Source organism: Magnetovibrio sp. (genome assembly GCF_036568125.1).
Lineage (GTDB): Bacteria > Pseudomonadota > Alphaproteobacteria > Rhodospirillales > Magnetovibrionaceae > Magnetovibrio.
The window spans coordinates 82,794-95,320 of sequence record NZ_DATCTF010000011.1 but is presented as its reverse complement, the minus strand read 5'-3'; the positions used below and the strand labels follow the sequence as shown (position 1 = coordinate 95,320).

The 12,527-nt window shown below is 54.9% G+C and carries 11 protein-coding genes; 1 reads left to right on the top strand and 10 read right to left on the bottom strand.

The window, feature by feature from the left end; translation table 11 throughout:
• Positions 1 to 5: 5 nt before the first annotated feature.
• The 8 genes from VIN96_RS08840 to VIN96_RS08805 are packed head-to-tail and all read right to left on the bottom strand — an operon-like array spanning position 6 to position 8,966.
• Complete coding sequence (locus tag VIN96_RS08840; protein ID WP_331895530.1) at positions 6 to 776, bottom strand: formyltransferase family protein; 771 nt, start codon at positions 774 to 776, stop codon at positions 6 to 8.
• Positions 773 to 1,915, bottom strand: coding sequence for a hypothetical protein (locus VIN96_RS08835; RefSeq protein WP_331895529.1), 1,143 nt, complete (start codon positions 1,913 to 1,915; stop codon positions 773 to 775). Before VIN96_RS08835 ends, VIN96_RS08840 begins: the two co-directional genes overlap by 4 nt.
• Positions 1,916 to 1,924: 9 nt before the next feature.
• Positions 1,925 to 2,893, bottom strand: coding sequence for a Gfo/Idh/MocA family oxidoreductase (locus VIN96_RS08830; protein WP_331895527.1), 969 nt, complete (start codon positions 2,891 to 2,893; stop codon positions 1,925 to 1,927).
• A complete protein-coding gene (locus VIN96_RS08825) occupies positions 2,883 to 3,626 on the bottom strand; it encodes a glycosyltransferase family protein (protein ID WP_331895525.1) in 744 nt (247 codons plus the stop codon). Before VIN96_RS08825 ends, VIN96_RS08830 begins: the two co-directional genes overlap by 11 nt.
• Complete coding sequence (gene pseI, locus VIN96_RS08820) at positions 3,623 to 4,672, bottom strand: pseudaminic acid synthase (RefSeq protein ID WP_331895524.1); 1,050 nt, start codon at positions 4,670 to 4,672, stop codon at positions 3,623 to 3,625. The genes VIN96_RS08825 and pseI overlap by 4 nt, the downstream gene beginning before the upstream one ends.
• Complete coding sequence (locus VIN96_RS08815) at positions 4,669 to 5,952, bottom strand: DegT/DnrJ/EryC1/StrS family aminotransferase (protein WP_331895523.1); 1,284 nt, start codon at positions 5,950 to 5,952, stop codon at positions 4,669 to 4,671. Before VIN96_RS08815 ends, pseI begins: the two co-directional genes overlap by 4 nt.
• Before the next feature lie 4 nt (positions 5,953 to 5,956).
• The gene (locus tag VIN96_RS08810; protein ID WP_331895522.1) at positions 5,957 to 8,008 is read right to left on the bottom strand and encodes an aminotransferase class III-fold pyridoxal phosphate-dependent enzyme; all 2,052 of its coding nucleotides are present in this window, start codon (positions 8,006 to 8,008) and stop codon (positions 5,957 to 5,959) included.
• Positions 7,998 to 8,966, bottom strand: a complete 969-nt coding sequence (locus VIN96_RS08805; protein WP_331895520.1) for a Gfo/Idh/MocA family oxidoreductase — start codon at positions 8,964 to 8,966, stop codon at positions 7,998 to 8,000. Before VIN96_RS08805 ends, VIN96_RS08810 begins: the two co-directional genes overlap by 11 nt.
• A 208-nt stretch (positions 8,967 to 9,174) precedes the next feature.
• Here VIN96_RS08805 and VIN96_RS08800 point away from each other — a divergent pair, with 208 nt between their 5' ends.
• A complete protein-coding gene (locus VIN96_RS08800; RefSeq protein ID WP_331895518.1) occupies positions 9,175 to 9,744 on the top strand; it encodes a GNAT family protein in 570 nt (189 codons plus the stop codon).
• 3 nt (positions 9,745 to 9,747) lie between these two features.
• Here VIN96_RS08800 and VIN96_RS08795 read toward each other — a convergent pair whose 3' ends face one another.
• Positions 9,748 to 11,433 carry a carbamoyltransferase C-terminal domain-containing protein gene (locus tag VIN96_RS08795; RefSeq protein WP_331895516.1) on the bottom strand — a complete coding sequence of 562 codons (1,686 nt, stop codon included), beginning with the start codon at positions 11,431 to 11,433 and terminating at the stop codon, positions 9,748 to 9,750.
• A 45-nt stretch (positions 11,434 to 11,478) separates the two neighbouring features.
• Complete coding sequence (pseG, locus tag VIN96_RS08790) at positions 11,479 to 12,522, bottom strand: UDP-2,4-diacetamido-2,4,6-trideoxy-beta-L-altropyranose hydrolase (RefSeq protein WP_331895514.1); 1,044 nt, start codon at positions 12,520 to 12,522, stop codon at positions 11,479 to 11,481.
• Positions 12,523 to 12,527: the final 5 nt, after the last annotated feature.

Sequence of the window (12,527 nt, the reverse complement as noted above, 5' to 3'; positions counted from 1 at the left end):
GGGCGCTATTGACTCTTTGGTGGCGGATTGGAGGCTGAGAGGGATTGATATTGGTAACGTCCCTCGCGCACTTTTGTCAGGACCTCGGCCATGCTGTCCTCATCGATGGGTCCGTAGTATCGGCCCTCATCTTGAGGTTTGAACGATGCACGATCCAAGACGAAGGTGTTGAGTTTGTGGGTGGCCTCGGCCAGCAATTCAAATCCGGCTTGATAAACGCCTATGCGAATATCTTGATAGGTGGCGTCAGAGGCAAACGACAAAGGCTCGGTCATCAGCACGTCACCTTCGTCGATTTCCTCGGTCATGAGATGAACGGAATTACCCACCGGTTCGTCGTTGAAGATCGCCCACTCGACGCAACTGCATCCCCGATAGTGCGGTAGAAGGCCTGGATGGCAATTCAAAACACCAATGCGCGGGGCATTGAGGATTGGGTTCTTGAGAATTCGCGGCGTTCCTGCATTGACAAGAATGTCTAAATCTAGCTGCTCCAGCAAAGAAAGCGTGGCTGCTGAGTTGTGGTTGGCGACAAAGTATCCTGGAATCTTATGATGTTCGAAAGTGTGCAGTCCTATCGGCGGTAGACGGCCGCCGGTACGTTCTTCATGAAGATCCAAATCGACTTGTGAGATTATTTTTGAATCGAATATCAGGGCGTCAATTGTGACGCCGCGCTCCAGCATCGCCTGAATGACATAGCCTCCCATAGGAGCATCGACAGTCATCAACAGGCCAACGCGCAAGCGTCTCTGGGGTGTTTTAGGATGGCTCATGATTGAAGCTCAAGGGAACCAGCTGTTGGCGATTGCAGGGGTTTATGTGGACAGGTCTCACGCAATATGGCCGCAATAACGGAAAGAAAGCGTTCGCAGCTGTGAGAAATTTCTGCGGCTAAAATGGGATCGGAAACAGGCGCGGTGCACGTGGTTGCGAATGTGCGCACGGCACCCTCGATTCCGTCACGGCTATAGAATTTCTGGATGTTGCTCATGGCGTCAATGCGCGGGTTGACGGAGTGTTTCCGATTGGGTTGCAAGGCCGCCGTCGGGATCCCGGCCATCGCGGTCTCGATCAACGCAATGGAGCCGATGCCGAAAATCACATCGGCATGGGTTTGGAGTGCCGGTGTCGTCTGCGTTGAAACATCGACTTGCAAAGGTGGCGAGATATCCACGCTCTCGAGAAAGGTCCGCCAGTCGGCACTATTTTCCAAGGGATGAGGTTGGATCAAGAGATCAATCGCTAAACCGGACAAAGAGTGCAACAACAGTTTGACGACCTCGTATTGGGTGAAGCCGGGGTGCTGCTCTTCGGTGATGCCAAGCCCCACCGGCTCGGAAAAAAAGACCATCAGGGGACGGGCGTTCGAAGGAATTTTATTTCGGCTTTCACGAATATTTTTTATGACGCGCTCCAAGTGTGGCTGTCCAACCGTGTGGATGCGGGCAGTGCACCAAGCTTCTTTGGCGAGTTGGTCTCGAGTCCATTGGTCAGGCGCGCAAAGGTCGTCTGGTACGACCAACGCACCGGTTCCGGTGTGCGTGAATCGAGCCTGTAAATTCATCCGGGCGTCAATGCCCGCAGCTGTGGGGATCTCTTTGTCTTTGGCGGCTTGGCAAAAATCGATCTCAAGGTCCGCGCGATAACCGTCACCGACGGCGATGCTGGTTCCCGTAAGGACGAGGTCTGGTTGAAAGTCCTCAACGAAACTGAAGACAGATTCGCATGTTTCAAACGATGATGACACGGACCAACCTTCAGCACGCCATAATTGGGCGCTCGGTCCATGAGCGCACAGATGTACGTTCGCGTTTGTCCGCTGTAACTGCGTGATGATGGGGAGCAGCATATTTCCGCCACCGGGATCGTGCGCGGCAACCAAGATGCGGGGGGACTCGGTTCGGTTGGTCATCTGGGTGTTTTACGCTTGGGCGCGCGTGCTCATATCCAAGAGGGTGGTGCACAGGACTTGCGTTTGCAAAGCCGTTTCACCATCACACTTGATCGGCTCTGCGTGCAAAACGGCATTGCGGATATTATCCACGGCCGCGGCGAAAGCATTGTCTTGAGCGGTCGACGTGAATTGACCTTCGTCCAGGTTGCGATCGTTGGCGAACATCGGATCATCTTGGACGCGTCGGGTTCTGATGCGAAAGCCTGCGTCCTCAATAGCGATGACGCCCCGTTCGGTGACGATTGTGACCTCGAACATAAAATGAGCATGGGCCTCGATGCCCATCAAATGAACGATGGTTTGATCGGGTGTTTTGAGAACGGCATCGATCGTCGGATCGTTTGGGCCAAAGCCATCGCAGCTGCGTATCGCGCTTACCGGGCGTAAAGGACCGACCAATGCGGAGATCAAATCCAACATGTGACTGCCGCTGTTGAAAAGGCCCTTCATGTAGTGTGCCGAAATCGATAAAACGCGTCCCCATTCGCCATCACTCAATTCGCGTTTCAGCGTTTGCATCGATGAGTCCCAACGCCGGTGGTAGTTGACGGCCAAGGCGATGTTGCGATGGGCGTAAGCTGCGGTTAAGGCTTGAGCTTGGCCAAGATCGTCGGTCAGGGGTTTTTCGCAAAAGACCGCGCGTACATTTGTATCAAGCAATTTCGTTAGCGCTTCCGCATGAAATGGCGTTGGTGTGCAAATGCTGGCAACGTCGAAAACGATATTGCTTTCAATAAGTTCTTCAATGGATGAAAAGCCCTGGTTGACCTTCCACTGATCCATGAAGTGGGTACGGGTCTCGTCATTGCGTTCAACGCAGCCGATAAGACGATAGCCGGCGTGAGCGCTGTAAGCCGCGGCATGGGAAAAGGTCTTGTCGCCGCCGCCGATGCGGCCACAGCCTATGATAATCGCATTCAACACGTCAGAAGACATTGCGATGAACGTCTTTCACCAGGTTCAACAGTTCGGGGCGATTTCGCAATAGGGTGAGGATATCCCCCAAATCAAAAGCGGGGTTGTTGGGGTACAGGGCATCGAAAATGCTTTTGATCAACTCGAAATCGTTTTGGGTGTCGAGTGTGATGTGGATGTCAGGCGCAGACAGCTCCGGCGGTCCTTGTACACTGCGCAGACGATACAGGTCGGGGTGTTCCCAAATAAACGTGGTCACATGTTCATGGTGCGCCGGATCATCGGTTCTGCGCGCCACGTCAGCAAGGACGTCAGTGGCAAAGACCTCGATTTCCATGCCGATGGGATAGGTATAGGGATGAAAGTTGCAGACATGATCGACGTCGCCTTTGTTCCACTCCTGCACGCATTGCTCGACCAGCGCCGGATCGATCAGCGGGCAATCGCCAAGCGTTTCGACGATGACGTCCGCGCCATGGCTTTGGGCTGCACCCAGAACGCGTTGTAAGACATCGTCTTCACTGCCGCGATAGCAATCGATGCCGAGGCGCGATGCCAAATCAACCAGCGGTTCGTCGTCTGCATTGGTGGTCGTGGCGAGAATGATGCCGTCCAAGGATGGCACCTGTTTTAATCGTTCGACCATCAACTCCAGTACGGGCTTGTCCTGGATCGGCTTGAGGACTTTTCCCGGTAGACGCGATGATGTCATGCGCGCTTCGATGGTTGCGCATATTTTCGGCGACTTGCTCACTCGATCAGGTTCCAGGCCAGTGGCGTTCCATATGCGATGTCCTGCGATGCCCTACGACCAATGACATCCTTGAGGTGGGATGGAGCCAATCCCAGTGACGGACGGATCGAACGAACATTGCGTTCGGTCAGCTCTTCCCCGGCCTCGATGTTTTCGACGGCGTAGAGGGATCGGCGAAAAATCAAACTCGCTTGTTCGGATGGCTTAAGATCGTAGTTCACGTGACCTAGGGCCTGGAAGGCGATTGCGCAGCCCTCGGTGAGTGTCTTCAGTTCGTCTGGTTCAAGAGAGAACGCGGCGTCGGGACCGCCATCGGCACGCTTGAGCGTCAGGTGTTTTTCCACGACCACTGCGCCTAAGGCGATCGCGGCCAGCGGAACGGCAGAGCCGTGAGTGTGGTCGGACAAGCCGGTTAAAACATCATATCTCTTGGACATGTCGGGAATGGTTAGCAAATTGCAATCGTCCACCGGCGTGGGGTAACCGCTGGTGCAATGGAGCAAGATGAGGTCTTCGCATCCGACATTGCGGGCAACCTTTACGGCGGCTTCGATTTCATCGGCGTTGGCCATGCCTGTGGACATGATCAACGGCTTGCCGGTTTCGGCGCACTTTTCAATGAGGGGATGGTCGACGATTTCGAACGATGCGATTTTATATGCAGGGCATCCGAGCTGTTCCAGAAAGTCGACAGCGGTGTGGTCGAACGGGGAACTGAAAGTCGTAATGTCCAGTTCCTTGGCTTTGGCAAATAATGCTTCGTGCCATTCCCATGGAGTATGTGCCTCGTCGTAAAGATCGTGCAGCGTACGTCCATCCCATAAGCCACCGTGGATGGTGAATTCTGGGCCGTCATGTTTGATGGTGATGGTGTCGGCCGTATATGTCTGCAACTTGATGGCGTCCGCGCCTGCCGCTTTGGCTGCCTCCATGATGGAAAATGCATGATTGATATCGCCGAGATGATTGCCTGACATTTCGGCGATGACATATGGAGGATGCGCCGGTCCGATTTTGCGACCGTTGATGACAACAGTATCTTTCATTGTTCAGCCAAATCCAGATCTTGAAGTTGAGCCAAGTTGTCATGCACCTTATGCACTGCAGCGACGATCTGAGCTTTTTGTTCATCCGAATAGTCGTAAGCACAAATTTCGAACATGATGAGTTCGTGATTTTGCAATCGTTCTACAACAGGGCAGGAGACATTCTCATATGTGCGATCGGACAATGTGAATGGAAAGCCCGCGTTTCCGATGGCGTGGCGGTTCTGAAATACCGGCAGCTTATACAAGGGCGACAAGTATCCCGGCGAGACCCTGACACCTTCCGCAGCCAAGGCCTTGACAAAAGTCGCCCTGGAGATGCCCAGCACATCAGGATCCATGCGCAACGCCCAAACGTAATAGACGTGTCGACAGCCGTCCCGCACCTGGGGGACGGTCAAGCCGCTCAAGCCACCAATGCCGGCACTGAGATATTCGGCCAATTCGATCCGCGGAGTGATCAATTGATCGGTTTTCTTCAATTGCTCCACGCCGACAGCGGCACTCAATTCAGTCATGCGGTAGTTTTGACCGATGAGGTTGGTGATATCGGCCGTATTTGTGTCCCTGACGACATTTTCACCGTGATTGCGGATCATTTGCAGGCGTAGCGCCAGGTCGTCGTCATCGGTAGTGCATATTCCGCCTTCGCCGGTTTGGATGTGTTTGTGGCAATTGAGGCTAAACACACCGATGTGGCCGATGGTGCCGGTGTAACGGCCGTCTTCTGTGGCCGTGGGGGCTTGGGCATTGTCTTCAATGAGATGGATGCCATGTTGATCGGCAAGCTTGCGCAATTCGTGCATGCGGGCGGGATGACCAAACAGGTTGACGGCGATGATTGCGCGCGTTTTGTTGCTGATCAATCGTTCGACCTGGCTGGGATCGATACAAAAGTCATCGTCGCGAATATCGGCAAAAACCGGAACGCCGCCGTAAAACAAAGGCGCCATTGCGGTCGCCGACATCGTGTACGGCGGTACGATCACTTCGTCTCCCGGCGTGAGGCCGATTGCGCCCATGCAAGCGATCAAGCCGCTGGTATTGGAATTCACGGATACGGCGTGTTTGCAGCCGAAACGTTCGATCCAGGCTGTTTCCAGGGCTTTTATTTTTGGCCCGCCCCAGAACTCTTCGCTCCATGATCCGTAAAATCCAGACAGCAAACCGCTGTCGATCACGTCACACACGGCTTGACGTTCTTCGGCGCCGACCGTGATGAAGGGGGAAACCGAACCGGTAACGGTTGGGGAACCCCCAAGTATGGCAAGCTTGCTCATCGGACTAGTTGGACCTAATGGAAAAAACGGGTTCGATGATCTGATCGCCGAGTTGGGCTTCCAGGTCACCACGTTCAAGGGCATCGGCAACGTTGCCCAAAGCATAATCGTACGCGCCGAACACCCGAGCGATATCGCCTTCGGTGAACGCGGCGGTGACGTTGTTGCTGGCGTTCAAGAGTACGCCAGCCTTGAGCATCTCACGTATGAACAGCGTCTTGATGGCTTCTTTGCGGGTCGTTTCTGTGTCCTTGTAGGCCAGCACGGTCCAAGGGGCAGCCCCGATCAGAGAGATGACGTTGTCCAGCCCCAGGCGTTGGATGCTTGCCCGGGCATGATCCGCGATCAGGCCGCCGACTTCCCAAATACGGGGGATGACAGGTTCGGTTCTGATTTTTTTCAAGACCGCCAAGGATGCTGCAAGAGAGAGGGTTTCGCCGCCGAAGGTCGAAGAGAAAAAGACCTCTTCCATTTCCTTCATGATATCGGCGCGTCCGACCACGGCCGCGATAGGTAAGCCATTGCCGAGGGCTTTGCCGAAAGAGGAAAGGTCGGGGGTGACGCCGTAATATTCCTGCGCACCGCCTGCGGCCCAACGAAAGCCGGTGACGACTTCGTCGAAAACCAACAATGCGCCGTGGCGGTGAGCGAGATCACGCACGGCTTTCAAATAGCCATCCTGCGGCAGATTGGCCCCAGCCGGTTCGAGAATGATAGCCGCGAATTCGTTGGGGTACTGGCTCAACAGCGCGTCAAGAGCTTCGAGATTGTTAAAGGGGAAGCTGTGGGTCAATTCACATACGGCTTTGGGGATGCCTTTGTTGCGCGTAGTGACGCCGACATACCAATCTTGCCAGCCGTGGTACCCGCCGACGGCCACCCGGTCGCGACCGGTTTTGGCGCGTGCGATACGGATCGCCGCAGATGTCGCATCGGTGCCGTTTTTACCGAAGCGCACGGCTTCGGCACACGGGATCATATCGATCAATTCTTCTGCGAGCCGAACTTCGAGTTCGGTCGACAAGCTGAAGCTGACGCCCTGGTTTAGTTGATTGCGTACGGCTTGGTCGACATCGGCATCTCGATAGCCCAGCAGCACCGGCAACAGGCCGGAGACCAAGTCGACGTATTCGTTGCCATCCACGTCCCAAACGCGCGCGCCTTGCCCATGGGTCAAAAACATCGGCGCAGTTTTGCGCGGAAATTGCAGCCAAGATTTGCTGAAGGTTTGCGAGCCTAAGGGAATAACTTTCTTCGCCCGCTCCAGCATTGCATTGCTAACATCGAAACACCGTTCAATGTCGGGGGATTCGGCGGCGATGGATTTGGCCAACCCTGCATCGCGTTGCTGCCCGGCGTTTTTCGCACGGATCTCAGGCTCATTGTCGAGGATGCTCAAAATATCCACAAACGATGGGGTGTCGCAGGGAACACGTGCGGCGATTTCGCGCAGGAAATCGAGGTCTTGAGGTGTGTCGAGAGTCCAGCGTTCCGCGCTCAAACCAGGCAAAGAACAGATGAGCGTTTCCACGTGAAAGCGATTTCGTGTGTTGCGGATAAAGGTCGCGACGTGTTCGCGATCTGATGGACGAGTCGCCTCGCGGTCCGCAGTCTCCAATGCTTCGCGGGTCATGACTTCGCAATCCAGGCCATCTGGCCACGTCGGCGGATCGTTGTTGGTGGTGAAGTCGGCCGCCGTGCGCTGATGCAAAGCGAGGACCTGCCCGCAAACGTGGGGATCGATCAATGGGCAATCGGAGGTGATGCGCAGGATGTTGTCGGCGTTTTCAGCCCGGGCAGCCAAGGCGTAACGCTTGAGGACATCATTTTCGGGGCCACGATGGCAGGCGACGTCATTTTTCTGGCACCACTCGACAATCGGATCGTCGGAGTCCTGGTCGGTTGTTGCGATGACAACCTTGCTGACACCGGGGATTTTCCGGGCAGCGTCGATGCCCCAGGCGATAACCGGGCGGTTTCCCAGGTCCAAGAGGACTTTTCCGGGAAGACGGGTTGAGCCCAGGCGGGCTTGAATGATGACAACGTTATTGGCCATGAGACGATAATCCACCTAGTTGGCGAGCTGACAAAATCTGATTGAGAACATGGGCCGAATCCTCATTGGAACATTGCGGTACTTCGGTTCCATCGATGCAAGCGAGGAAAGCCTGCATCTCGGCAACGTAATCGTCGGAAAAGGTTCCGTCGTACGTCTGTTCCTCTACGGTTTCGCCGTTTGTATCCACAAAAATCAATTGGCGTTTGATGAGGTCTATTTCTATTCGGCCCTGAGTGCCGGAGACTTCGGTGACGCGCTTAGCGGGGCGGGTCACGTAATCGACGTGGACGGAGCTTTGTGCGCCAGTGTCATGGACCAAAATCACATCGGCGATATCTTCGCTAGGAATCTCGAGTGTGCCACTGTGGCCCGGCACGGACGCGCGCACTTGGGAGGGCCCAAGCAAGGCGTACAGCACGTCGAATTCGTGGATGTTGTCCAAAAGCGTGCCGCCGCTGGTGGGGTCCGCTGCGTATCCTTGGGTGTAATCTTGATGCGGTCGCCAACCGGGAAGGTATCCGGAACATAGCGCCCGCGCCCACAGCGGATCACCGAGCTTTCCCGTATCGATCAGCTCTTTTGCGCGTCGCACGCACGGGTGAAAGCGCAAAAAGAAGCCATGAAAGATCACCAGACCTTTGTCATCGGCTTGGGCAAAGACATCCGCCAATCCGTCGGTCGTATGCGCAAGGGGTTTTTCGACGAAGGCATGCAGCCCAAGCTCGACGACGTGGCGCAAATCGGCCAAATGGTGCTGGCTCGGCGAACAAATCAGGACGGCGCTGGCCCCAGAAAGAGCTTCTTCCCGAGACGCATAGGCCTTCCCGCCAAGGTCGTTCATGAGGTCGCGTCTGGTTTGATCTGGATCGAAACCACGCACCTCGATGCCGGCAGAAATGAGATTTCGAGCGTGTCGAAGACCAATTGAGCCCAAGCCCAGGACCGTTATGAGCACGGTTTCGCAATTCCTATGTTACGGATGAAGATAGCGTGAGTATAAAACATGTCGCCGCTGAGACAGGCTGAAGTTGGTGTGTTCAAAACGGGATTCGTATATTCGGTATTGAGAACATTAAGCGCTTCAAAGCGATGGTATGCGTAAACCGATTTTTCCAGATACTATAGTCAAATTGACCCAATGACTATGGCAATAAGGGTGACTTATGAAAGCAGAATGTGATCTCTCCGGCTCGGACTTGATCTTGCGCACGATATCCATTGAGGACTGCAACGCTACATATGTCGATTGGTTGAACAATCCCGAAATTACGGGGTTTCTGGTCGGGGTGCGAAACCACGTTCATGATTTGGACGGTGTTCGCCGTTTCGTTCAAAGTGTGCTTGAAAGCGAAAATGCCATCCTGTTCGCCATTGTCGATCGGCAGAGCAATCGTCACATTGGCAATATTAAGATCGGACCGATCGATTGGAGCAACGAATCTTCTCACGTCAGCTTGTTTATCGGTGAAAGAGAATTCTGGGGTAAGGGATATGCGAGCCAAGCGATTTCCCTAGTTGTTTCGTATGGTTTTACCAAGCTGGGACTGAACCGGCTCGAGGCAGGCGTGGTCGATGGAAACAGCGCAAGCTTGAAGGCATTTTTGCGAAACGGCTTTCGGGAAGAAGGCTTGATGCGGCGTGCGTTCAAGTGGCGGGACGACTATCAAGACAATCGCTGGCTCGCGCTGTTGCGCGACGAATGGGAAAATCTATCTGCCCCGCGTGGCGCTTGAAACTTATTTCTGTTCGACCAAAAACTCTCCGAGAACGAGGTAGGGAAGACCGCTCGCCACAAAAGCGCGAATAGCGTCATCGGCGCTTCCGACGATGGGTTCTTCATGCATGTTGAAGCTGGTGTTGATGACACTGGAATAACCGGTCAGCTCTTTGTAATGGCTGAGAATATCGTGGAATTCAGGGTAGAGTTCGCGGCTTACCAACTGTGGTCGCGCGGTGCCATCCACGTGAACAGCAGCGGGAGCTTCCTTACGCATGCGTTCGGTGCAGTCAAAAGTCATGGTCATGTAATTGGCGGGCCCACGGCCCGGCGCCAAGTTGAGATAAAGCTCTTCAGCGTCCTCGACCAAGCTTGCGGGGGCAAAGGGCATGAATTCGGACCTGTGCAGGCGCTCGTTCAACCAGTCATTGGCTGATGGGTCATTGGCTTTATATAAAATGCTGCGATTGCCCAAAGACCGGGGGCCGTATTCCATCGCCCCGCTGCACCGTGCCACGACATTGTCGTCGGCAAGCAATTGCGCCACCGTTGCAGCCATGTTGTCCGGCTTGGAATACGGCAACTGACTATTCTCCAGCGCTTTCCGGGCGTCATCCGGTTCAATCGTCATGCCCAACAGCATGGATTTGGCAGGTATGGGTGACTGTTTGGTTTGCTCTACGTGCGCTAGCCATGCTGTGCCCACGGCCAAACCGCCGTCCCCCATGCACGGGAACACGTAGACATCCGAAATGTTCTTCAGTGCGCCAATGCGTTGATTGAGTTTGACGTTGGCGAAGATGCCGCCTGCCAAGGCGAGTTTGACCGGCTCATCGCTGAGGCTATCGATCAACTCGCACACCACCTCTTCCAAGCGGATTTGTGCGGCAGCGGAAATGTCTTCGCGGGGGTAGTCCTTGACGAACTCGACCAAGGGCGGGCTGTCGTAGGTTGGGGCGAAGAGGCCGTTTTCCACATGACCAATGAATTGAGAGCGGGCCGTGTCGACGCCAACCATGTCGCGAATGCGTGAATAGGAATTGGGCTTTTGGCAATAAGCGGCCAAGCCGAGAACCTTGCCTTCGTGTCGGTGGGGAATAAACCCCAGGGATTTGGTGATGCTGCCGTAGAAGTAGCCCAGGGAGTCGATCGTTGGCGTGTGACCAATTCGTTCCATGCGGCCGTTGGCGCATTTCCACAGGGTCGCAGATGCATCTTCGCCCCAGCCGTCGGCCGTGAGCGTCAAACACTCTTCCCATCCCGATCCGTAATAAGCGCTCGCCGCATGGGCCTCATGATGGGGGAATTCTATGACAGGGCGACCGTACTTTTTCAGTTCCTCAAGAATTTTCGGCGTGCGGGTGTTGCAAACGAAACGTTCATGTTCCAGGCGCTGTTGAATTTGTTGAGTCTGGATGGCGCGCACATCATCGGGCAGGTCCGCAGCATCAATGCGTTTCTGCGCGGCTTCAAATGGGCCCGTGTCCGGTTCATCAGCAGCGCCATGGACGGCAAAGAAATCTATGTCATCAATGGACAGGCCGCCAATTTCCAAGACTTTGGAGATGGCCAACTTGGGGATCCCTTTGCATAACTTCTCGCGGTTCAGGCGCTCTTCCCCGATGGCCGCGATCAATTTCCCGTCACACAGAAGTGCCGCTGTTGCATCAGCTGTAAAGGCGATGCCAATGATATTCAAAGACATGGGCTTTTATTGATCCGTTTCATAGAAAACCTAAGGATAACCACGCTATTGGGCGAAACCGCTCAGGATGGTCTGAATTGTGCGCGCAGTACCGGTTCCATCGCACAACCCAGCGGCTTTGTCCACCATGTGCAGATACAGAGGCTCATCGGACATCAATCGCCGGACGGCTTCGGCAATGTCGCCAGGGGTGACGTCGCCGTGCCAACCCAAATTGATCGAAGCGCCAGCCTCGGCCACTTCTTCGGCGATGCGCGCTTGATTGTCCGCCAGCACAACCGTGACGGAAGGCAGGCCTAGGCTGCACCGTTCCAACGAAGTCACACCCGATGCGCCAATTGAGATATCTGCGGCCGACATCAATTGCGCCATGTCACCCCCGTCGGCGTGGATGGTCATGCGGATGTGATTCGGTAGTGAGAGAGAGCGAACCTTATCGATATTCGGAGCCCTTTTGGACAGTACGACATCGACTTCGATATCCGCCGTCAATTGGGCTAGTCCCCGAAGCGCGGTAGAGGTCAGGTCATCGGCATCCATCATGCCCATGCTGATGAGAATCTTCCGTTTGTCCCTTGGGGTCGTGTGATACGTGATAGCTGTTTGTCGGTTTTCGGCGAACTCTGGTCGTAGCAGCGCGTAATTAGCCCCAGTCATCACCCGGCAGGCGGATGGAACTTTGCCGATATATTCTTGCGGCGCGCGGCCAATGGTTTGATCCAGCAGAAAGTCGGCTTCGTAAGACCGGTTCGCCATGTCGTCGATCACCAAGATACGTTGCGCCCATCCCTTGCAACGCCGGTGATGCTCGCCGTTCCATTCGTAGTGATCTATGACGGCCAAGTGGCAGCCGTTTTGAAATGGAGCCATGAAGGCGTCGGGTGTTTTATCAACTTCGACGTAAGTCATGTCGCTTTGGGCGAGTTGCGGCACGATGTCTAGGGTTTGCGGGGACACGGCAAACCGTATATTCCAGCCTTCCTGCTTGAGCGCATGGGCCAGCGTTAAGCAGCGGATAACATGGCCGCCACCGAGACGGGGACCCGCGTCGCAACGAAAAATGGCCGTGAGAGTTTCACTTTTTGTCATGTCCG

Coding starts and splice junctions, on each gene's coding strand:
- VIN96_RS08840 (WP_331895530.1), bottom strand. CDS start 776: ATGAGCCATCCTAAAACACCCCAGAGACGCTTGCGCGTTGGCCTGTTG.
- VIN96_RS08835 (WP_331895529.1), bottom strand. CDS start 1,915: ATGACCAACCGAACCGAGTCCCCCCGCATCTTGGTTGCCGCGCACGAT.
- VIN96_RS08830 (WP_331895527.1), bottom strand. CDS start 2,893: ATGTCTTCTGACGTGTTGAATGCGATTATCATAGGCTGTGGCCGCATC.
- pseI (WP_331895524.1), bottom strand. CDS start 4,672: ATGAAAGATACTGTTGTCATCAACGGTCGCAAAATCGGACCGGCGCAT.
- VIN96_RS08815 (WP_331895523.1), bottom strand. CDS start 5,952: ATGAGCAAGCTTGCCATACTTGGGGGTTCCCCAACCGTTACCGGTTCG.
- VIN96_RS08810 (WP_331895522.1), bottom strand. CDS start 8,008: ATGGCCAATAACGTTGTCATCATTCAAGCCCGCCTGGGCTCAACCCGT.
- VIN96_RS08800 (WP_331895518.1), top strand. CDS start 9,175: ATGAAAGCAGAATGTGATCTCTCCGGCTCGGACTTGATCTTGCGCACG.
- VIN96_RS08795 (WP_331895516.1), bottom strand. CDS start 11,433: ATGTCTTTGAATATCATTGGCATCGCCTTTACAGCTGATGCAACAGCG.
- pseG (WP_331895514.1), bottom strand. CDS start 12,522: ATGACAAAAAGTGAAACTCTCACGGCCATTTTTCGTTGCGACGCGGGT.